Source organism: Stenotrophomonas sp. FR012, assembly GCF_047520565.2.
Classification (GTDB): Bacteria; Pseudomonadota; Gammaproteobacteria; order Xanthomonadales; family Xanthomonadaceae; genus Stenotrophomonas; species Stenotrophomonas sepilia.
Map to the genome: position 1 here is coordinate 51,278 of NZ_JAXBQL020000003.1, position 20,947 is coordinate 72,224.

The window sequence follows — 20,947 nt, forward strand, 5'->3', positions numbered from 1 at the left end:
GGCTCAGGCACTCTCGATCTGTTCGCCACGCGCGGCGCGCGCGCGGGGTCCGTGGAAGTATTCCTGGATCCACGGATGATCCAGTTTCTCGATGTCCGGCAGCGGCGCATTGGCCACCACCCTGCGGTCGGCCAGCACGGCGACGCGGTCGCAGATGGCGTACAGCGTGTCCAGGTCGTGGGTGATCAGGAACACGGTCAGCCCCAGCGCTTCCTGCAGCGTCTTGATCAGGCGGTCGAACGCGGCCGCGCCGATCGGGTCGAGGCCGGCGGTGGGTTCGTCCAGGAACAGCAACGGCGGATCCAGCGCCAGCGCCCGGGCCAGGCCGGCGCGCTTGCGCATGCCGCCGGACAGCTGCGAAGGCAGCTTGTTGATCGCGTCGGCGGGCAGGCCGGCCAGTTTCACTTTCAGCAGCGCCAGTTCGTAGTGCCAGCGCTCGGGCAGTTCGCGGTGGTGTTCCTTCAATGGAACCTGGACGTTCTCACCCACGGTCAGCGACGAGAACAGGGCACCGTCCTGGAACAGCACACCGGTATTGCGTTCGATGTGCAGGCGGCTCTCGGCGTCGTCGGCACGCGCATCGCGGCCGAGGACTTCGATCTGCCCAGCATCCGGCACACGCAGGCCGAGGATCGAGCGCATCAGCACCGACTTGCCGGTGCCGGAGCCGCCGACCACGCCCAGGATCTCGCCGCGGCGTACGTCCAGATCCAGGTCTTCGTGCACGGTCTGGCTGCCGAACCGGTTGACCAGACCACGCACGCGGATGGCCAGTTCGTGGCCCTGGTCGTCGCGCATGTCGATGGATTCGGGGAGGGCGGATGTGCTCATGTCACCAGTCCATGTGCATGAACCACAACGCTGCGAAGGCGTCGATGATGATCACCAGCGAGATCGTCTGCACCACGCTGGAAGTGGTGCGCTCGCCGACCGACTGCGCGGTGCCCTCGACCTTCAGGCCCTCCAGGCAGCCGATCAGGCCGATCACCAGGGCGAATACCGGCGCCTTCGACAGGCCCACCAGCAGGTGCCGCACTTCCATCGTCTCGTGCATGCGCGCGATGTACATCTGCGGCGGGATGTCGAGGTCGAACGCACCGACGGTGATGCCGCCGGCCAGGCCGGCGATCATCGCGATGAAGGTCAGCAAGGGCAGGGTGACCAGCAGGGCGAGCAAGCGTGGCAGCACCAGCAGGTCGACCGGGTCCAGGCCCAGCGTACGCATCGCATCGATCTCCTCGCGTGCCTTCATCGCACCGATCTGCGCGGTGAACGCGCTGGCGGTACGGCCGGCCAGCACGATCGCGGTCAGCAGCACGGCGAACTCGCGCAGGAAGGCGATGTTGACCAGCTCGACCACGTAGATCTCGGCGCCGAAGTCGCGCAGGATGGTCGAGCCGAGGAAGGCGATCACCGCACCCACCAGGTAGGACAACAGCGCCACCAGCGGCACCGCATCCAGCCCGACCTGCTCCATCTGATGCACGGTGGCGGTCAGCCGGAAGCGGCGGGGTTCCTTGACCAGCCGCGCCGCCTTGACCAGGTTCTCGCCGAGGAAACTGCACAGGGCCTTGATGTTGTGGCCGGTGGCGTGGACGCTGACGCCCAGCCGCTCCAGCGCGGCCAGCACGCCGAAATCGCGCTTGGCCTTGGGCCGGTCATCGGCCACTTCCTCGATGGTGCACACCAGCGCCTGGTGGTCCGGGCGGAACTGCAGCGCGTCTTCGTGGAGATCGGCGCGATGGGCCACGCGCAGCACCTGCAGCACGCCGGCCGAATCGAGCTGCTCGATGCCGGTGGCATCGATGCCGGTCAGCGCGTCGGGAACGCCGCGCAGGACTTCGGCCGCGGCCAGCGCGGTCTTCAAGGTCCAGGTGCCGGACAGGCGGATCAGGCCCGGGTCGTGGGCATCCTGTTCGAGCTGGGGAGCGAGGTTCGGGGTGACGTGGGCCATTCGGGTCGCAGCATAACCGTTCTGTATCGGGCTTCGCGTCGAACTTGGATGAATTTCTCCGGCGGGCCCCAGCGTAGGTAATACTACGGCGCATGTCCGCAGATGCTCACACGATCCCCACACCCCAGGCCACCTACGCACAGCGCGTGGCCTTTGTTTCCGAGATCGCCGGACGCCTGCACAGCTATGGCACCACGGCCCAGCGCCTGGAAACGGCGGTGGTTGCACTGGCCCGCCAGCTCGATCTGGATTGTGAACCGTGGTCGAATCCCACCGGTATCATCCTCAGCTTCAGCGATCCGGCCCAGGCGATCGGCTCCAGCGACATCACCCGCGTGATCCGCCTGGCACCGGGTGAGAACGACCTGCACAAGCTCAGCGTTGCCGACCACATCGCCGAAGAAGTGTCCAACGGGCGGATGAGCATCGCCCAGGGCCACACTGCGCTGCGCCAGCTGGACAAGGATCCGGGCCGGCGCGGCAAGCTGCGCACCATCCTGTCGTTCACCCTCGGCGCGGCGGGCGTGGCGGGCATGTGGAAGCTGCCGTGGCTGGACATCGCCACCGCCGGTGTCATCGGCCTGATGATCGGCCTGCTCGGCATGGTCACCGATCGCCGCCCGGCCACCCGCGAAGCCGCCGAGGCACTGGCCGCGCTGCTGGCCGGCATGGTCGCCACCCTGGTCGCGTCGTTCATTGGTGCGCTCAACCTCAATACGGTGATCATCGCCTCGCTGGTGGTGCTGCTGCCCGGCATGTCGCTGACCAATGCGGTCAATGAGCTGGCCAGCCAGCACTGGGTATCGGGTACCGCGCGCTTTGCCGGCGCGCTGACCACCATCATGAAGCTCAGCGTCGGCGCGATGATCGCGGTGACCCTGGCCGATGTGCTCGGCCTGGATCCGGTGATCCGGGCCGCGCGTCCGCAGGGGCCGTGGGTGGAGTGGGGCTCGCTGCTGACCGCCGCATTTGCCTTCGCGATGCTGTTCAAGGCCAATCGCCGCGATTATCCGTGGGTGATCGCCGCCTCGGTGGCCGGTTACGCGATCTCCAAGTTCGGCGGCCACGCCTGGGGCGCGCCGGCCGGCATCTTCCTGTCGGCAATGCTGCTGACCGCCGGTGGCAACCTGTTCGGTCGCCTGGTCGGGCGTCCGGGCGCGATCATCCGCCTGCCGGGCATCATCATGATGGTGCCCGGCAGCACCAGCCTGCGTGGCGTGCTGACCCTGGTCCAGCAGCAGGACGTGGGCGCCGGCCAGAGCGTGTTCCTCACCGTTCTGAACGTGGTGATGGCGCTGGTGGCGGGCCTGCTGTTCGGCAACCTGCTGATGCCGGCGCGCAAGACCCTGTAGAGCCGAGCCCACGCTCGGCTTTGCATATGGATAGCCGAGCGTGGGCGCGGCTCTACAAACAGGAAACGCCGGCTTTCGCCGGCGTTTTTTATTGCTCCCCGATCCGGCCTCAGGCCTTCTTGATCAGGAAATCTTCCGGCTTCTTGTTGCCCTTGGCGGTCAGTTCAGCCATCCAGCGCGGCTGCTTGCCACGGCCGGTCCAGGTTTCCTTGGGGTTGGCCGGGTTGCGGTACTTCGGGGCAACCTTGCCCAGCTTGCGGCCGGCGGTCTTCGACGGTGCCTTGGCGACCTTGGCCACCTTGCGCGCGCGCGGTGCCGGGGCGTCGCCGAACAGTTCCTCGATGGTGTAGCCCTCGGTCTTGGCCAGCTTGGTCAGCTGGGCGCGCACCTTGGTGATCGGCCGGCGCTTGGCGACGATGGTCTGCTGCTTCTTGGCGGTACGGATCAGGGCGCCCAGCTCGCGTGCTGACAGGCCGGTCAGGTCAATGCTCATTTACGGTTACTCCGGAAACTAATGTGTGGACGGGACAAGCCAGTCCATGGCGTCGGCGGACAGAATAGAGATGAATTAATCACAGCACAAATGCAGGCGGGTCATGGCGTGGCGGCATGCAGACGCTATCGCGGTGATTTTGACCGGATTATGTCCGCTGCAATATAGGGAAAGGCCGCGCGCCCCCAAAAAAAAAGACCGGGGCAGGCCCCGGTCTTTCCACGTCAGCCCTGCAGTCGCTGCAGCAGGGTGGCCTTGTCCAGGCTCTCCGCCTCGCTGGCGCGGCGCGCGCGGTACTCGTAGGTGCCGGCGGCCAGGCCACGTTCGCTGACCACCACGCGGTGCGGGATGCCGATCAGTTCCATGTCGGCGAACATCGCGCCCGGGCGCAGGCCGCGATCGTCGAGCGCGGCGTCCAGGCCGGCGTCGCGCAGCTCCTGCAGCAGATTGGCTGCAGCGTCGGCCACAACGGCATCGCCCTTCGGGTTGATCACGCACACCACGACCTGCCACGGCGCCATCGCGTCCGGCCAGATGATGCCGGCATCGTCATGGTTCTGTTCGATCGCGGCAGCCACCACGCGCGAGATACCGATACCGTAGCAGCCCATCGCCATCACCGCCGCCTTGCCGTTTTCATCCAGCACGGTGGCATCCAGCGCTTCGGCGTACTTGCGGCCGAGCTGGAACACGTGGCCGACTTCGATGCCACGGGCGATCTTCAGTTCACCGCCGTCCACGGCACGATCGCCGGCACGCACGTTGCGGATGTCGGCCACTTCCGGTTCCGGCAGGTCGCGGCCCCAGTTGACGCCGGCCAGGTGGAAACCGGCCTCGTTGGCGCCGACGACGAAGTCGGCCATTGCCGCCACTTCGCGATCGGCGACCACGCGGATGGCCTTGGCCGGCGCGACCGGGCCGAGGAAGCCTGGCACGCTGCCCAGGTGCTCGGCGATTTCCGCCTCGCTGGCGAAGCGTTGCTCGTCCAGCCCGGCCACCTTGGCCAGCTTGATTTCATTGACCTCATGGTCGCCACGCACCAGCACCAGCACGAACTGCTGTGCCTCGCCTTCGCCGGCGATCAGTGCCACCGACTTCACCGTGCGCTGCAGGTCGATGCCGAGCAGGGCCGCGACGTCCTCGCAGGTCTTCTGGGTGGGGGTATCCACCTTGCGCATTGTTTCGGTGGCGGCCGCACGCGGTGCCGGATCGGCGGCGATCGCCGCCTCCATGTTCGCCGCGTAGTCCGAACCGGTGGAGAACACCAGCGCGTCTTCGCCGGAATCGGCGATCACGTGGAATTCCTGCGAGGCATCGCCGCCGATCGCGCCGGAGTCTGCCTGCACCATGCGGAAATCCAGGCCGAGGCGGGTGAAGATGCGGCTGTAGGCCGACTTCATGTTCTCGTACTCGCGCACCAGGCACTCATCGTGCAGGTGGAACGAATAGGCGTCCTTCATCAGGAATTCGCGCGCGCGCATCACGCCGAAGCGCGGGCGGATCTCGTCGCGGAACTTGGTCTGAATCTGGTAGAAGTTCACCGGCAGCTGCTTGTAGCTGGACAGCTCGCTGCGCGCGAAGTCGCAGGCGGCTTCTTCGGCGGTCGGGCTGTAGCAGAACACCTGGTCCTTGCGGTCCTTGATCTTCAGCAGCTGCGGGCCGAACTTCTGCCAGCGGCCGGTCTGCTCCCACAGTTCCTTCGGCTGGATGGTCGGGATCTGGAATTCCACCGCGCCGGCCCGGTCCATTTCCTCGCGAACAATGCGCTCGACCTTGCGCAGCACGCGCAGGCCCAGCGGCGACCAGGTGTACAGGCCCGATGCCAGCTTGCGGATCATGCCCGCGCGCAGCATCAGCCGGTGGCTGGTCAGCTCGGCGTCGCTGGGGGTTTCCTTGGTGGTGTGCAGGTGGAACTGGGAGAGGCGCATCGTCGGCTTCGGATAACGGCAGAGACGTCTATTCTGCCAGCCCGGCCGGGGGGAGGGGTATCGGCAGGGCTGCGCCCTGCACCCGCCGTAGTGCCGGCCGCTGGCCGGCAACCTCAGAAGCAACAGCCGAAGCAACAGCGGGTTTCCCGTGGGATGGCGGGGTGGGTCCGGTTGCGGGAGACGCCGTAAACCCATCCATGGGGGCTTGGCCGCGGCATCCATGCCGCGGACACTCCCGCAACCGGACCCACCCCGCCTTCGACAGTTTTCCGCGAACTGTTGGAGATGCTCTTGGGGTCAGATCCGTTTTCCGCAGGAAAACGGATCTGACCCCAGATCGATTTCGATATCTGACAGAAAAATCGTGTCGACCAAGGTCGACGCCTACCAACAGCCGCGAAGATCTGTCAGAGGTGGGGCGGTGTGGGTGGGCAGGACCGTTGGCGCCATGGATGGCGCCATCGAGCCCCCATGGATGGGTTTACGGCGTGTCCTGCCCACCCACACCGCCCCGCCCTCCCACGGATAGCCGCTGTTGCTGTTGCTTTGGCTGTTGCTTCGGCTCTTGCACTTGCTTTGGCGGGTGCAGGGCGCAGCCCTGCCGAACCCCTCAAATGTCTGTGGGAGCCAGCCCGTACTGCTCGGCAAAGCGCTTGCTGAAACTGGCCGCAGAGCGGTAGCCCGCGCGTGCGGCCACGGTCTTCAGCGGCAGGTCGGTGGTGTAGAGCAGCTGCATGCCATGCGCCAGCCGGGCCTCGGTGAGCAGCTGGCGCAGGCTGGTGTCCTCGGCGGCGAGCCGACGGCGCAGGGTCGCGCCGCTCAGCGCGAACAGCGCTTCCACATCGCGCGATTGCCAGTCGCGAGCGGGTTCGGCGGCGATGCGGTCGCGGATCTGTTCGCCCAGGCTCGGCGCCTGCGGCAGCAGCAGGTTGCCGTGGCCCTGCCGGCACAGGGTCAGTACCAACGAGGCCAGGGCCAGCCGCGCTTCGCTGTAACGGCCGTCCTGCAGAGATTGCCGCCACTGGCGCAGCACCGCGCCATGATCGATCAACGGCAGCCGCGCCATCGCATGACCGGCGGCGGGAAGCTCCCCGCTCCACAGCGTGCGTGCGGCCGCCAGCACTTCGGCACACAGCGGCACGATGGCGCTGAGGTAGCGGCCACTGCGTGGGTCGGGGGTGTTGACCACATCGATGCGGCAGCGCTGGGTCAGCAGCAGGATGTCGCCGGGCATGAACTCCAGCGACTGGTGCGCGGTACGCACTTGCTTGCGTCCTTCCAGCAGGATCGCGAACTGTGGTTGTGGAATCTCCACCGAGCTGGCGCCATGTTCGCGCCGAGCGGTGATGCACGCATAACCTTCGGCGCGTGCGCAGCCGGCCAGGCTGGCCATCTCGGCCAGCAGTGCGGTGGCCGGTGGCAGCATGGCGGTCATGACACGTGGGCACCGAACAGGCGACCGACGCCGGCCGCCGCGGCCATCGCCAATGCGCCCCAGAACATCACCCGGATCGCGCCGCGAACCGGCGGTGCGCCGCCGGCCCTGGCCGCCACTGCGCCGGTCAGGCACAGGCCGAGCAGGGTACTGGCCGTGGTCATCAGTGCGACCCTGTCGACCGGCGCGAGCAGGGCGGTCAGCACCGGCAGCGCCGCGCCACAGGTGAACGCACCGGCCGAGGCCAGCGCTGCCTGCAGCGGGCGGGCGCGCAGGGTATCGGTGATGCCCAGTTCGTCGCGGGCGTGGGCACCCAGCGCATCATGGGCGGTGAGCTGTTCGGCCACCTGCCGTGCCAGCGCAGGCTCCAGGCCGCGGTGGCGGTAGATCGCGGCCAGCTCCTCCAGCTCGCTGTGCGGATTTTCGCGCAGCTCGCGCTTTTCCATTGCCAGGTCTGCGTCCTCGGTGTCGGCCTGGGTCTGTACCGAGACGTACTCGCCGGCGGCCATCGACATCGCGCCGGCCACGGTGCCGGCCACGCCGGTGGCGAGGATGGTGGTAGCGGAGGCGCCGCCGGCGGCCACGCCGACCACCAGGCCGGCCACCGAGACGATGCCATCATTGGCGCCCAGCACGGCGGCACGCAGCCAGCCGACGCGCTCGGAGCGGTGCAGTTCGGGATGTCGTGAATGGCGGCTCATGTCGTTGAGTGTACGAGGGTCAAGAGGGCGTCGGTAGGATGCTGAAACCCGTCACCGTCGCATGACGCAACGAGGTGCCACGCTATAGTGCGCCCTTGCGATGGAAGGCCGCGAGCCCCACATCCCCCGCCACCGTCCAGCGAGCCCTCCCCTTGTCGAGCCCCAGCCACGTCGCCGATACCCCCATTACCGACCGCTCGCAGCTGGTGGAGGTGATCGCCTCCGGCGAGAAGCCTCGCGCGCAGTGGCGCATCGGCACCGAGCACGAGAAGTTCGGGTTCCGCCTGGACGACCTGCGCCCGCCGACCTTCGAGGGGGAGCGCGGCATTGAAGCACTGCTCAACGGCCTGGTCCGCTTCGGCTGGGAGCCGGTACAGGAGAATGGCCGCACCATCGCCCTGCTGCGCGATGGGGCCTCGGTGACGCTGGAACCGGCCGGCCAGCTGGAGCTGTCCGGTGCGGCGCTGGAGACCATCCACCAGACCTGCGTGGAGACCGGCACCCACCTCAACGAAGTGGCGCAGGTGGCCGGCGAACTGCAGCTGGGCTTCCTCGGCATGGGCTTCCAGCCGAAGTGGAAGCGCGATGAAATGCCGTGGATGCCGAAGGGCCGCTACAAGATCATGCGCGCGTACATGCCCAAGGTCGGTTCGCTGGGCCTGGACATGATGACCCGTACCTGCACGGTGCAGGTGAACCTGGACTACGCCACCGAAGCGGACATGGTGAAGAAGTTCCGCGTGTCCCTGGCGCTGCAGCCGATCGCCACCGCGCTGTTCGCCGATTCGCCGTTCACCGAAGGCAAGCCGAACGGCTACCTGAGCTATCGCTCGCACATCTGGACCGACACCGACGCCGACCGCACCGGCATGCTCGACTTCGTGTTCGAGGATGGATTCGGCTACGAGCGCTATGTCGATTACCTGCTCGACGTGCCGATGTACTTCTCCTATCGCGACGGCACCTACCACGACGCCAGCGGGCAGAGTTTCCGCGACTTCATGCAGGGCAAGCTGCCGGTGCTGCCGGGCGCGTTGCCGACCCTGCGCGACTGGTCGGACCACATGACCACCGCGTTTCCGGAAGTGCGCCTGAAGAAGTATCTGGAAATGCGCGGCGCCGATGGTGGCCCGTGGAGCCGCCTGTGTGCGCTGCCGGCGTTCTGGGTGGGCCTGCTGTACGACGACACTGCGCTGGACGCTGCCTGGGACCTGGTGCGTGACTTCACCCTGGCCGAGCGCCATGCGCTGCGTGACGGCGTGCCGAAGCATGCAATGAACCTGCCGTTCCGCAACGGCACGGTGCGCGACCTGGCCCGGGAAGCGGTCAGGATTTCCGTGGAAGGCCTCAAGCGCCGTGCGGCGCGCAATGCCGACGGCCAGGACGAGAGCAAGTTCCTGGACGTGCTGCAGGAGATCGTCGAATCCGGCCTGACCCCGGCCGAGCGCAAGCTGGCGCTGTTCCATGGCCGCTGGCATGGTGACGTCGATCCGGTGTTCCGCGAGTTCGCGTACTGAGTGGATTGCGGTAGTGCCGGCCGCTGGCCGGCAGCCTGGCAGGGTCGCCGGCCAGCGGCCGGCACTACCAGAAGAAAAACCCCGGCATTGCCGGGGTTTTTCATTTCCAGATCCGTCCTGGTTCAGGCCGCGTTCTTCAACGTCGCCATGTCGATCACGAAGCGGTAGCGCACATCGTTCTTCGCCATGCGCTCCCAGGCTTCGTTGACGTTCCTGATGTCGATCATCTCGACGTCGCTGACGATGCCGTGCTCGGCGCAGAAGTCCATCATTTCCTGGGTTTCGGCCATGCCACCGATCGCCGAGCCGGTCAGGTGCTTGCGGCCGAAGATCACGCTGCCGCCGGTCAGCGGCGGGTCCAGTTCGGTCAGCACGCCCACCAGGCACATGGTGGCTTCGCGCTTGAGCAGGCCCATGTACGGATTGGTGTCATGGCTGACCGGGATGGTATTGAGCAGGAAGTCGAAGCTGCCGGCGTGCGCCTTCATCTGCGCCGCATCGCGCGAGACCAGCACCTCATCGGCGCCCAGGCGCTTGGCATCGGCGCCCTTTTCCGGGGTGGTGGTGATCATCACCACGTGCGCGCCGAGTGCCTTGGCGAACTTCACGCCCATGTGGCCGAGGCCGCCGAGGCCGATCACGCCGACCTTCTGGCCCGGGCCGACCTTCCAATGGCGCAGCGGCGACCACGTGGTAATCCCGGCGCACAGCAGCGGTGCGGCCGCCTTCAGGTCGAGGGTATCGGAGACCTTCACCACGAAGCGCTGCTCTACCACCACGTGGTCGGAATAGCCGCCGTAGGTCGGTGCGCCGCTTTCGCGTTCACGGCCGTTGTAGGTCCAGGTCGCGCCCTCGGCACAGTACTGCTCCAGGTCGTGCTGGCAGGCGTCGCAGTGGCGGCAGGAGTCGACCATGCAACCCACGCCGGCGTGGTCGCCGACCTTGAAGCGGGTAACGTTGCTGCCGACCTCGGTGACGCGGCCGATGATCTCGTGGCCCGGCACCATCGGGTAGATCGAGCCACCCCAGTCATCGCGGGCCTGGTGCAGGTCGGAGTGGCAGATGCCGCTGTAGAGGATCTCGATGCGCACATCGTCGGGACCGACCGCACGGCGTTCGAACTCATAGGGGACCAGCGGAGCGGTATGGGAATGGGCGGCGTAACCACGGGCGAGGGACATGGGGAATCCTTGGCAGGGTTTATCGAAAGGCGCTTTACAATACGCCGCGTTCCCAATGGCAAGAAGCGTGGATATCGGCATGATTCATCAAGTGAAACTGCACAATCATGGCCACTGACAACCTTTCCCACCTGGCCGCGTTCGCGGCGGTTGCCCGCCACCGCAGCTTCCGCCGCGCCGGCGCCGAGCTGGCGCTGTCGACCTCGGCGGTGAGCTATGCGATCCGCGCGCTGGAAGAACGACTGGGCGTGGGCCTGTTCCACCGCACCACGCGCAGCGTGGCCCTGACCGAGGCCGGGCAGCGCCTGCTGGAGCGCCTTCAGCCGGCGCTGGGGCAGGTGCATGACGCGCTGGAAGAAATGAACCACTTCCGTGCCGCCCCGGCCGGCCTGCTGCGCATCAACGCCACCCGGGCGGCGGTGGCGACCCAGCTGCGGCCTCGGCTTGCGCGCTTCCTGCACGCTCACCCCGATGTACGCGTCGAGCTGACCGAAAATGATGGGCTGGTCGATATCGTCGCCGAGGGCTACGACGCGGGCGTGCGCCTGCACGAATTCGTGCCCGAGGACATGGTGGCGGTGCCGATGGGGCCGCCTCTGCGTGGGCTGATCGTTGGCTCGCCGGATTACCTGCGGCGACATCCGGCGCCGCAGCATCCGCGCGACCTGGCCGCGCATGAATGCATCCGCTTCCGCTTTGCCAGCGGGCATCTGTACAAATGGCAGTTCGAGCGTAGCGGGCAAGCGCTGGAGATCGACGTGCCGGGCCGGCTGACGTTGAGCGAGCAGGGCACCGTGGTCGGTGCAGTGCTTGATGGCATCGGCCTGGCCTACGTGCTGGAAGACACCGCGCGGCCGTATATCGAATCGAGGCAGATGGTGGCGGTACTGGAAGACTGGAGCGAGCCGTTCGCCGGGTTCGCGCTGTACTACCCGAAGCAGCGGCAGATGCCCGGAGCGCTGCGCGCGTTCGTCGACATGCTGCGGGAGTGACGTGCGGTGGTGCGTATCCACGCATGGCGTGGATCCACTGCCGAACGACAGCCTCCACGCGTTGCTTGAAGCGGATCAGTAGATCCGCGCCATGCGTGGATTGGCGCCCGCGACGCAGCCAGCAATTCATTCGACCAGCGCGTCGTAGCCTTCGCCACTGAACTGGATCAGGCAGAAGCCGTGCCCGAACGGATCGGCCAGCACGGCGATACGGCCCCAGCGGCGCTCGCGCACCGGTTGCTCGAGCATCGCTCCGGCCGCGACCGCACGCATCAACGCGGCATCGATGTCTTCCACCACCCAGTCCAGGTGCAGCGGGGTCCAGTGGCGCTCGTAGTCACGCACATCGCCGTCTTCGGTGGCGGCGCTGCCAGCCTCGTTCTGCAGCAGGTAGAGCGGTGTTGGCCCACCGAGCAGTTCCACCGCGCCGGTACCGAGCCGACGACCGATGCGCAACCCGAACGCGGCCAGGTAGAACGCTTCGGCCGCGGCCAGGTCGGGCACGTCGATGTTGACGATGAAGTTGCGGGCAGTGGCGTTCACGGCAGTGATTTCCAGCATCCGGTGGTTGCAGTCTAGTCTCGCCACCTGCTGCTGCCGGTTCATCTCCTGCGCGGATTCGGGCAAGCTGGGCGGCCTCCATCGACAAGGACATCCATGAGCGTGCTATCCGACATCGAACAGGCCACCGGCCAGGCCTTCCCGCCCCTGTTCAAGCAGTTGCATGCAGCGGGTCGGTTGAGCTGGGGCACTCCCCATCCGGATTGGTCCGAGGTGGTGTTCCCGACGCTGCAGGCGGATCCACCGGTGTTGCTATACGCCCAGGATTACGAGCCGTTGGAACACGATGAGCTGCTGGAGGCGTGGCAGGAGCTGACCGCCGAGGACCACTACAATCCCCTGCGTCCCGACCTGCAGCTCCTGCCGTTTGCGCGGACCGGCGGCGGCGACAGCTACTGCTTCTGGAGCAACGCGCCCGATTCTGCCGAGCCGCCCGTCGTGCTCGTGTGGCATGACGATGATCGTGCCGATGTGCTGGCCGCCAACTACCAGGATTTCCTGTTCCGCAAGATGGTCGAAGCCGTTGCCGACTACCAAGCGCCGTATACGCTGCTGTCGCACGGCGAGCTGGCCGGCAATCTGCAGCGCTGGCTGCAGAGCCACCAGTCGTTCCTGCGCGGCGACCAGTTCGCGGCGTTGCAGCGGTTGTTCGCCCGCGTTGACGATATTGAAGAAGGAAACATCAGCGAAGACGACGCACAGGCCATCGTCGTTGAAGTGATCGGCTTCGAGCGGTTGGACGAGTCGTTCGCTTACGTGCGCGAGGAAGTTTGAGCCAAGGGTCGGAGCCCCACCTGTGGTGGGGATCCGATCCCGTGCGGGATCAGCCTGCGGCCGGGTAATCGAGGTAGCCTGCTTCGCCGCCACCGTAATAGGTGCTGCGGTCGGGCGTGGCCAACGCGATGTTGCGCTGCAGGCGTTCGACCAGATCCGGGTTGGCGATGAACGGCTGGCCGAACGCGGCCAGGTCGATGGTGCCCGCTTCGACCAGCTGCAGGGCGCGTTCGCGGGTCATGCCACCTGCCAGGATGACGGTGCCGCCGTAGGCCTGCCTGAACTGCCGCAGGAACACCTCGCCCAGTACCGACTGGCCCGCCTGCAGGTTGTCGTTGAGATGCACATAGGCCAGGCCGCGCTTGCCCAGTTCCTCGGCCAGGTACAGGTAGGTGGCCTCGTTGTCGGGGTAGAACGGCATGTCGAAGGTGAGGTTGTTCGGCGCCAGGCGCACGCCGATGCGCTGCGCACCGATGCGCTGGGCCATCGCATCGACGGTCTCCAGGATCAAGCGCGCACGATTGGGCAGCGAGCCGCCATGGCGGTCCTCGCGCTGGTTGATGAGTGGGTTGAGGAACTGTTCGAACAGGTAGCCGTTGGCGGCATGCAGTTCGATGCCATCGAAACCGGCGGCGATGGCGTTGTCGGCGCCGCGCGCGAAGTCGTCGACGATGCCGGGGATCTCTTCGGTGGCCAGCGCACGTGCCGGGGTGGGATCGGCGTGGCCGCGGCTGCCGTCGTCCAGATAGACGAACGAGGTGTTCTTCGGTGCACTGGCGACCGGCCGGGTACCGGCGCTTACCGGTTGGCCACCGTCGGGCTGCAGCGAGGAATGCGACATGCGGCCGACGTGCCAGAGCTGGGCGAAGATCGTGCCCTGTGCGGCATGCACCGCCTCGGTGACGAGCTTCCACCCGGCGACCTGCTCGGCCGACCAGATACCCGGCACGTCGATGTAACCCTGGCCCTGCGGCGAGACCGGGGTGCCTTCACTGATGATCAGGCCGGCGCTGGCGCGCTGCCGGTAGTACTGCGCGGTGAGTTCATTGGCCACCGCGCCGGGGTTGCGGGCACGGGTCATCGGGGCCATCACGATGCGGTTGCGCAGGGCGGTGCCTGCCAGATCGAAGGGGCGGAACAGGGCGGCGGTCATGTCGGTCATCTCGGTACGGGGGGAGGCGCCAGCGGCGCGATGCACACAGGATGGAGTTGACATGCAGGCGCATAAAGCGCTTCGATCTCCCTAGATGCGGGACGATTTGTCCCCAATGGAGCGCGATAGATGCTGCCGCTGGAATCATTGAATGGCCTGGTCACGTTCGTTACCACGGCCCGCTCAGGCAGCTTCACCGAGGCTGCCGACGCGCTGGGCATCTCGCGCTCGGCGGTGGGCAAGGCCATCGCCCGGCTGGAAGCGCGGCTGGGCGTGCGCCTGTTCCACCGCACCACGCGGCGCATCGCGCTGACCACCGACGGCGAAGCGTACTACGCATCGTGTGCGGCGGCGCTGGAAGAAATCTCCGCCGCCGAGGCCTGCCTGGGGTCGGCCGGCCTGCCCAGCGGACGGCTGCGCATCGACATGCCATCCTCGTTCGGGCGCCTGGTGGTGCTGCCGGTGCTGCTGCGCCTGTGCCGGCAATACCCGGACCTGCAACTGACGATGACCTTCACCGATCACTTCGTCGATCCGGTCGAAGAGGGCATCGACCTGCTGATCCGCTTCGGCGGATTGCACCAGGCCGAACATCTGGTCGCGCGCCGGCTGGGTCGCCAACGACTGGTCACCTGCGCATCGCCGGAGTACCTGCGGGCGCATGGCGTGCCGAGCAGCGTGGAGGAACTGTCGCAGCACCGCAGCATCGTTGGTTTCCGCCACGGCCAGCCGGTGGCGTGGCGGATCGGCAGGGATGATGCCGAGGGAACGTTCATCCCGAATGCGACCTACCAGCTCAACGATGGTGACGCGGTGATCGATGCGGCCATCGCTGGGCTGGGCATCTGCCAGATGCCCGTTTCACTGGTCCGCCGTCATCTGGAATCCGGCGCGCTGCAATCGGTGCTGGATGCGCACATGCAGCGGCATATCGACATCCATGCGCTGTGGCCACCGACCCGCCACCTGCGGCCGAAGGTGCGCTACGTGGTGGATGAGCTGGCGCGGTTGGCGGGTGAGGGATTGTTCGATTGAGCTGGCCACGATTGAGTTCCTGCTGGCTGCTTGTATACTATCCCCCAGTATAGTTCCTGGGTGGTTCGCCATGCCGCACTCCCCCGAAGAGAAGAAGAAGGTCCTGGCCCGCGTGCGCCGCATCCGCGGCCAGTGCGATGCGCTTGACCGCGCGCTGGAAGCCGGCGCCGACTGCGGGCCGGTGCTGCAGCAGATCGCCGCCATCCGTGGCGCGGTCAACGGCCTGATGTCCGAGGTGATGGAGGCCCATCTGCGCGAGGAATTCGGCCAGCCCGCTGCCTCCGACGAGCAACGCGCCGAACGCGTGCGCGACATGAGCGCGTTGATCCGCTCGTACCTGAAATAAACGACGGCGCAACATGGCGCCGCCCATCCTGTCATTGCCTGTCCCTGGAGAAGCCATCATGAAGTCCCGTGCCGCCGTCGCCTTTGGTCCCGGCCAGCCGCTGCAGATCGTCGAGATCGACGTCGCCCCGCCGAAGAAGGGCGAAGTGCTGGTGAAAATCACCCATACCGGTGTCTGCCACACCGATGCGTTCACCCTGTCCGGCGATGACCCGGAAGGCCTGTTCCCGGTGGTGCTGGGCCATGAAGGCGCCGGCATCGTGGTGGAAGTGGGCGAGGGCGTGACCAGCGTCAAGCCGGGCGACCACGTGATTCCGCTGTATACCGCCGAGTGCGGCGAGTGCCTGTTCTGCAAGAGCGGCAAGACCAACCTGTGCGTATCGGTGCGTGCCACCCAGGGCAAGGGGGTGATGCCCGACGGCACCAGCCGCTTCAGCTACAACGGCGAGCCGCTGTATCACTACATGGGCTGCTCGACCTTCAGCGAATACACCGTTGTGGCCGAAGTCTCGCTGGCGAAGATCAATCCGGACGCCAACCCGGAACACGTCTGCCTGCTCGGCTGCGGTGTCACCACCGGCATCGGCGCGGTGCACAACACCGCCAAGGTGCAGGAAGGCGACAGCGTGGCGGTGTTCGGCCTGGGTGGCATCGGCCTGGCGGTGATCCAGGGTGCGCGCCAGGCCAAGGCCGGCCGCATCATCGCGGTGGACACCAACCCGTCCAAGTTTGAGCTGGCGCGCGAGTTCGGTGCCACCGACTGCATCAACCCGAAGGATTTCGACAAGCCGATCCAGCAGGTCATCGTTGAAATGACCACCTGGGGTGTGGACCACAGCTTCGAGTGCATCGGCAACGTCAACGTGATGCGTGCGGCGCTGGAATGCGCGCACCGTGGCTGGGGCCAGAGCGTGGTGATCGGCGTGGCCGGTGCCGGGCAGGAGATCTCCACCCGCCCGTTCCAGCTGGTGACCGGCCGCAAGTGGATGGGCACTGCCTTCGGTGGCGTGAAGGGCCGCAGCCAGCTGCCGGGCATGGTCGAGGACGCGATGAAGGGCGACATCGAACTGGCCCCGTTCGTCACCCACACCATGGGCCTGGACAAGATCAACGATGCCTTCGACCTGATGCATGAAGGCAAGTCGATCCGTTCGGTGGTCCATTACTGAGCCGCAGCGTGGGCTGGTTCGATGCCTTGCGCAGGCCGCGTGCGGAAGATCCGCGCGCGGCCCTGGTTGATCCGATCGAGCAGGCGTTGCGCGTGCTGGGTTGGGTCGAAGGCGTCGTGGGTCCGCCGCGCGCAGTGGACTCACCCTTCGGCATTGACGAAATGCCGTTCGAGCACTGGCTGGCGCAGGTGTTCCTGCCGCGCCTGCACGAAGCCCGCGCCGATGGCCAATGGCCACCGCGCAGTGACGTGGCGGTCGCAGCGTACCGCAACCTGGACGGCCAGCCTGGTGTCGAACCGCTGCTGCGCCTGCTGTCGCAGCTGGATGAGTTGATCAACACACGTGACGGCTGACGCCGGCACGCAGGAGAGTTCCATGGAACGTATTGAACACCGCGCCTGTTTCGGCGGTTGGCAGGATGTTTACCGCCATCGTTCGACCACGCTGGGCTGCGACATGCAGTTCGCCGTGTACCTGCCGCCGCAGGCGGAAACGCAGAAGCTGCCGGTGCTGTATTGGCTGAGCGGGCTGACCTGCACCGAGCAGAATTTCATCACCAAGGCCGGTGCGCAGCGCTATGCAGCCGAGCACGGCGTAATCATCGTCGCGCCGGATACCAGCCCGCGCGGTGATGACGTGGCCGATGCCGAGGGCTATGACCTGGGCAAGGGGGCGGGGTTCTACCTCAACGCCACCCGTGCACCGTGGGCGAAGCACTACCGCATGCATGACTATGTGGCGCAGGAACTGCCGGCGCTGATCGAGGCGAACTTCCCGGTCACCGGGGCGCGTGGCATCAGCGGCCACTCGATGGGTGGCCATGGTGCGCTGGTGATCGCGCTGCGCAACCCGGGGCGCTACCGCAGTGTGTCGGCGTTCTCGCCGATCGTCGCGCCCAGCCACGTACCGTGGGGGCAGAAGGCGTTCACGGCTTATCTGGGCGACAACCCAGCCGACTGGGCGCAGTGGGACGCGTGTGCGTTGCTGGCGACGGCCAGCGAGCGCCTGCCGTTGCTGGTCGACCAGGGCGAGGCGGACGAGTTCCTGCAGACCCAGCTGCAGCCGCAGCGCCTGCAGGAGGCCTGCGCCGCAGCCGGCCATCCGCTGACCCTGCGCCTGCAGCCGGGCTACGACCACAGCTACTATTTCATCGCCAGCTTCATCGGCGAGCACGTCGCCCACCACGCTCGCGCCCTGCACGCCTGAGGGCTTTCCGGTAGTGCCGGCCGCTGGCCGGCAACCCGCAGCCCTGCAATTCCCTGGGATTGCCGGCCAGCGGACGGCACTACCATGGTGATGCACGCGGAGTGTCGTTTTGCCGCAGTGGATCACGCCGCTGTGGCGTGCCGGCGCGCTATCGTGCGCTCAGACGGCCTTGCGGATCGGGGGGATGCATGCCGGTAGTGCTGGCGCTGCTGTACGTGCTCTGCCATGGGCTGGCCGTGGCGTTCTGGCCGAGCCCGGCGGGCGTGGGCTCTTTCCTGTTCCTGACCGGCGCACCGCTGCTGGCCGCCGCCGCGTGCCTGGTGCGGGCGCAACGTGACCGCGCCGCTCTGGGCTGGCGTTCTACCGCGATGGCACTGCTGCTGTGGGCCGGTGGCATGACGTTCAACATGGTGGATGCGCTGGGCGCCGGCCGGGCTGACTTCACCCCACGCGTCAGCCTGTTGTTGTACGTGCTGTATGGCGTGCCGCTGGTGTTCATCCTGGCCCGGGCACGCCGCGAGCGCCCGAGCATCAGCCTGATCGATGCGGCGATGGCGGCGCTGCTGGGTGTGCTGTTCTTCGTGCACACCGCATCGTTCGCCGCCCGTGTCGAGGTCGACGCCCATGCCATGTCCAACATGCAGCGCATGTTCGACATCCAGAACCTGTGTATCGCCGCGTTCGCCGTGGTGCGATGGCTGGCCGGCGACGTGCCCGAACGGCGCAGGTTCTTCCGTGCACTGGCGTTGTACGCACTGGCCTATCTGCTGGTGGCCTACTACATCAACCACTACACCTCCGATGATGCATTCGGTGCGTTCAACGACCTGCTGATCGACGTACCTTTTCTGCTGATCGCCTGCATGGCGCTGGACACGGCGCCGGACACAGGCACCACGGCACACCCGCGGCTGGCGAGGACGGTGCAGGCCGCCGGTCCGATCATCCTGCCGTTGCTGCTGCTGGTGGTCGGCACGCTGGTGGTCGATCATGCGCGGCCGTTGGCCGTCGCGGGCTTCGTCGTAGCCACCCTTGGTTTCGGCCTGCGCAGCGTCCTGCTGCAGACCGATCTGCTGGAGCGTCAGGCGGCGCTGGATCAACTGGCGCGGCAGGATGGCCTCACCGGCGTGGCCAATCGCCGCGAGTTCGACGCGCGGCTGACCTCCGAGTGGAATCGCGCGCGGCGCAGCGGCACCGAGCTGGGCCTGCTGCTGGTGGATATTGACCACTTCAAGGCCTTCAACGACCGGCACGGCCATCCGGCCGGTGATCGTTGCCTGCAGGCGGTGGCCGGGGTGCTGAAGGGCGTCGCAGGTCGCGGCAGTGACAGCGTTGCGCGTTATGGCGGTGAAGAATTCGCTGTCATCGTGCCTGGAAGCCCACTGTCGGGCGTGCTGGCGCTGGCCGAGCGCCTGCGCGAAGCGGTCGAAGCGCTGCCATTGCCGGAAGGCCCGGTCAGCATCAGCGTCGGCGTGGGCTACCTGCACCCACCGGCGCTGGCCAGTGCCGACCAGCTGCTGGCCGATGCCGATGCCGGCCTGTATGCCGCAAAGCGTGCCGGCCGCAACCGGGTGGTCCTGCATGCGCGCGTGCTGGATGACGAGGGCAACGCGCACGGCACCATGGACTGTTGAGCGGACCAGCCCATGGCGTGCCGCCCATCCAGGGACATCGCACTGGGTAGTGCCGGCCGGTGGCCGGCATCTCCTCGGTTGCCGGCCAGCGGCCGGCACTACCACGGCGTGGCCTCAACGCACGTCGCGCAGTTCCCAGTGGTGGCCGGCCAGCAGGCGCAGGCGCTGCTTGAACACGTCACTGTCGATACGGGTGGTGGCGACCAGGTTGATGCGCAGGTCCTTCTGCTCGCCGGTCACGGTGGCGTCCGGATCGGTCACGCCCCACTGCGGTTCCACCGCATCCGGGTCGGGTTGCTTGGCCTTCCACCGTTCGAACAGCGTGCCGCTGCGCAGGGCGTCCTGCAGCTCTTCGGCGAAACCGGCGGCGCCCTGCGAATGGAAGGACAGGTCAGGGTCGTTGCCGCGGGCCTTGGACGGGTCGGGCAGGCTGATGTGGTACTGCGCAGGCATGAAGTTCTCCTTGAAGTGCGGCAAGGCTGGCACAACCACGGTGGAATCGGTGTGCAGATTCGCGCCGCGTCGGGGCATCACTCGAACCGATGTGGCCCATCGGCAAAGCCCACGGTGACCGCGCCCTTGCCGACATTGACCATGCCGGTCAGGCTCATCACCGATTCGTACACGGTCACGCCATGGCCGGCGCAGACCTCCTTCATCTGTACATAGCCGGGCAGGCTGCGCAGCTCATCCAGCTCACCGCCGTAGCTGACGCATACCGTCGGCGTCATCAGCCCGGCACGTACGCGCTGGCCGACCACCGCGAACAGCTTCTGCACGGCGCTGTCGAAGCCCTTGATCTTGGCGACCGGCCCGGTTTCGCCGCGGTAGCCGTGCAGCACCGGCTTGATGTCCAGTGCGCTGCCCAGCGCCGCACTGAGCAGGCCGACGCTGCGGTCGCCCTTGTGCCGGGCGCGCGCACGCATGTAGTACAGATCACGGGTGACCATGTAGCCGTGCACGTTGCCAGCCAGTTCTTCCAGCCGTTCGCGGATCTGCTGCACGCTGGCACCAGTGTCACGCAGGCGAACCGCCTCCACTGCGGTCACGGCCTGCGCAGCGAACAGGTTCTGGGTATCGAGCACGCGCAGGGCGAACGGCGAGTTGTAGCCCGCTGCCTGCCGCACCGGCTTGTAATCGTTGAGGATGGCGAAGCTGGCCTGCAGCGCATTGTCGTGGATCGGGCTGCGGGTCTTGGTGATGGTCATGCAGAACACGTGGTCGTAATCGATCACCAGCTGCTGCAGGAACAGGTCGCGGATCTGGTTGACACTGAAGGGGATGGTCTCCGCCTCGGCACCGTGCTCGGCCACGTGTGCATGCAGGAAACTCAGCGTGGCCTGCTCATCGCGATGATCGGCCAGAACCGCTTCACCGATTCGTACGGTGATCGGCAGCAGCACGATGTTGTGCTCGGCAATGAAGTCCTGCGGCAGGTCGCAGGCCGAGTCGACGACGATTCCGATGCGCATCCGCGGCTCCCCCTCCAGGGCGGTTGTAGGTTCGGAAACGTGAAA

At 66.8% G+C, this 20,947-nt stretch carries 21 protein-coding genes; 10 read left to right on the forward strand and 11 right to left on the reverse strand.

Going from position 1 to position 20,947, the window contains the following annotated elements; all coding sequences use genetic code 11:
* Positions 1-3: 3 nt before the first annotated feature.
* Both ACM0O9_RS06500 and ACM0O9_RS06505 read right to left on the reverse strand, forming a co-directional pair.
* Positions 4-831 (reverse strand): ABC transporter ATP-binding protein, encoded by an 828-nt coding sequence (locus ACM0O9_RS06500; protein ID WP_061480218.1) that lies wholly within the window; start codon positions 829-831, stop codon positions 4-6.
* 1 nt (position 832) lies between these two features.
* Positions 833-1,954 (reverse strand): MlaE family ABC transporter permease, encoded by a 1,122-nt coding sequence (locus ACM0O9_RS06505; RefSeq protein ID WP_065179137.1) that lies wholly within the window; start codon positions 1,952-1,954, stop codon positions 833-835.
* A 92-nt stretch (positions 1,955-2,046) separates the two neighbouring features.
* Here ACM0O9_RS06505 and ACM0O9_RS06510 point away from each other — a divergent pair, with 92 nt between their 5' ends.
* On the forward strand, positions 2,047-3,306 hold the full coding sequence (locus tag ACM0O9_RS06510) for a threonine/serine exporter family protein (protein WP_046428410.1): 1,260 nt from the start codon (positions 2,047-2,049) through the stop codon (positions 3,304-3,306).
* A 109-nt stretch (positions 3,307-3,415) separates the two neighbouring features.
* Here ACM0O9_RS06510 and ACM0O9_RS06515 read toward each other — a convergent pair whose 3' ends face one another.
* The 4 genes from ACM0O9_RS06515 to ACM0O9_RS06530 all read right to left on the reverse strand — a co-directional run bounded on the left by ACM0O9_RS06515 (position 3,416) and on the right by ACM0O9_RS06530 (position 7,863).
* Entirely contained in the window at positions 3,416-3,799 is a 384-nt protein-coding gene (locus ACM0O9_RS06515) for an H-NS histone family protein (RefSeq protein WP_005415203.1), read from the reverse strand.
* 224 nt (positions 3,800-4,023) lie between these two features.
* The gene (locus ACM0O9_RS06520; protein WP_065186252.1) at positions 4,024-5,727 is read right to left on the reverse strand and encodes a proline--tRNA ligase; all 1,704 of its coding nucleotides are present in this window, start codon (positions 5,725-5,727) and stop codon (positions 4,024-4,026) included.
* Between the two features lie 610 nt (positions 5,728-6,337).
* A complete protein-coding gene (locus tag ACM0O9_RS06525) occupies positions 6,338-7,162 on the reverse strand; it encodes a helix-turn-helix transcriptional regulator (RefSeq protein WP_065185384.1) in 825 nt (274 codons plus the stop codon).
* Positions 7,159-7,863: a VIT1/CCC1 transporter family protein gene (locus tag ACM0O9_RS06530; protein ID WP_005419279.1), complete on the reverse strand. Its 705-nt coding sequence runs from the start codon at positions 7,861-7,863 to the stop codon at positions 7,159-7,161. Before ACM0O9_RS06530 ends, ACM0O9_RS06525 begins: the two co-directional genes overlap by 4 nt.
* Before the next feature lie 152 nt (positions 7,864-8,015).
* On the opposite strand from ACM0O9_RS06530, the gene ACM0O9_RS06535 reads away from it, so the two are divergent.
* On the forward strand, positions 8,016-9,380 hold the full coding sequence (locus ACM0O9_RS06535; protein WP_139727650.1) for a glutamate--cysteine ligase: 1,365 nt from the start codon (positions 8,016-8,018) through the stop codon (positions 9,378-9,380).
* A 122-nt stretch (positions 9,381-9,502) separates the two neighbouring features.
* Here the strand turns inward: ACM0O9_RS06535 and ACM0O9_RS06540 are convergent, their stop codons facing one another.
* The gene (locus ACM0O9_RS06540) at positions 9,503-10,561 is read right to left on the reverse strand and encodes an NAD(P)-dependent alcohol dehydrogenase (protein ID WP_061479602.1); all 1,059 of its coding nucleotides are present in this window, start codon (positions 10,559-10,561) and stop codon (positions 9,503-9,505) included.
* A 107-nt stretch (positions 10,562-10,668) separates the two neighbouring features.
* Here ACM0O9_RS06540 and ACM0O9_RS06545 point away from each other — a divergent pair, with 107 nt between their 5' ends.
* A complete protein-coding gene (locus ACM0O9_RS06545) occupies positions 10,669-11,553 on the forward strand; it encodes a LysR family transcriptional regulator (protein ID WP_065185382.1) in 885 nt (294 codons plus the stop codon).
* A 126-nt stretch (positions 11,554-11,679) separates the two neighbouring features.
* Here the strand turns inward: ACM0O9_RS06545 and ACM0O9_RS06550 are convergent, their stop codons facing one another.
* Positions 11,680-12,114, reverse strand: coding sequence for a VOC family protein (locus ACM0O9_RS06550; RefSeq protein WP_065185381.1), 435 nt, complete (start codon positions 12,112-12,114; stop codon positions 11,680-11,682).
* Positions 12,115-12,210: 96 nt separating this feature from the next.
* Here ACM0O9_RS06550 and ACM0O9_RS06555 point away from each other — a divergent pair, with 96 nt between their 5' ends.
* On the forward strand, positions 12,211-12,888 hold the full coding sequence (locus tag ACM0O9_RS06555) for an SMI1/KNR4 family protein (protein ID WP_065196465.1): 678 nt from the start codon (positions 12,211-12,213) through the stop codon (positions 12,886-12,888).
* Between the two features lie 49 nt (positions 12,889-12,937).
* On the opposite strand, the gene ACM0O9_RS06560 is transcribed toward ACM0O9_RS06555, so the two are convergent.
* Positions 12,938-14,041 (reverse strand): alkene reductase, encoded by a 1,104-nt coding sequence (locus tag ACM0O9_RS06560; protein WP_414604007.1) that lies wholly within the window; start codon positions 14,039-14,041, stop codon positions 12,938-12,940.
* Between the two features lie 129 nt (positions 14,042-14,170).
* On the opposite strand from ACM0O9_RS06560, the gene ACM0O9_RS06565 reads away from it, so the two are divergent.
* From ACM0O9_RS06565 to ACM0O9_RS06590, 6 genes are all read left to right on the forward strand, one after another.
* Positions 14,171-15,076 carry a LysR family transcriptional regulator gene (locus tag ACM0O9_RS06565; RefSeq protein ID WP_065185379.1) on the forward strand — a complete coding sequence of 302 codons (906 nt, stop codon included), beginning with the start codon at positions 14,171-14,173 and terminating at the stop codon, positions 15,074-15,076.
* 70 nt (positions 15,077-15,146) lie between these two features.
* A complete protein-coding gene (frmR, locus tag ACM0O9_RS06570; protein ID WP_005411009.1) occupies positions 15,147-15,422 on the forward strand; it encodes a formaldehyde-responsive transcriptional repressor FrmR in 276 nt (91 codons plus the stop codon).
* A 58-nt stretch (positions 15,423-15,480) separates the two neighbouring features.
* On the forward strand, positions 15,481-16,590 hold the full coding sequence (locus ACM0O9_RS06575) for an S-(hydroxymethyl)glutathione dehydrogenase/class III alcohol dehydrogenase (protein WP_053500575.1): 1,110 nt from the start codon (positions 15,481-15,483) through the stop codon (positions 16,588-16,590).
* A gap of 8 nt (positions 16,591-16,598) precedes the next feature.
* Positions 16,599-16,943 (forward strand): YqcC family protein, encoded by a 345-nt coding sequence (locus tag ACM0O9_RS06580; protein ID WP_005419244.1) that lies wholly within the window; start codon positions 16,599-16,601, stop codon positions 16,941-16,943.
* Positions 16,944-16,965: 22 nt separating this feature from the next.
* Entirely contained in the window at positions 16,966-17,796 is an 831-nt protein-coding gene (gene fghA / locus ACM0O9_RS06585) for an S-formylglutathione hydrolase (RefSeq protein ID WP_005419242.1), read from the forward strand.
* Between the two features lie 188 nt (positions 17,797-17,984).
* Positions 17,985-19,430 carry a GGDEF domain-containing protein gene (locus ACM0O9_RS06590; RefSeq protein ID WP_065196463.1) on the forward strand — a complete coding sequence of 482 codons (1,446 nt, stop codon included), beginning with the start codon at positions 17,985-17,987 and terminating at the stop codon, positions 19,428-19,430.
* 114 nt (positions 19,431-19,544) lie between these two features.
* Here ACM0O9_RS06590 and ACM0O9_RS06595 read toward each other — a convergent pair whose 3' ends face one another.
* Both ACM0O9_RS06595 and ACM0O9_RS06600 read right to left on the reverse strand, forming a co-directional pair.
* Positions 19,545-19,883 carry a hypothetical protein gene (locus ACM0O9_RS06595; protein ID WP_006469105.1) on the reverse strand — a complete coding sequence of 113 codons (339 nt, stop codon included), beginning with the start codon at positions 19,881-19,883 and terminating at the stop codon, positions 19,545-19,547.
* Between the two features lie 77 nt (positions 19,884-19,960).
* The gene (locus ACM0O9_RS06600; RefSeq protein ID WP_005419233.1) at positions 19,961-20,902 is read right to left on the reverse strand and encodes a DegV family protein; all 942 of its coding nucleotides are present in this window, start codon (positions 20,900-20,902) and stop codon (positions 19,961-19,963) included.
* Positions 20,903-20,947: the final 45 nt, after the last annotated feature.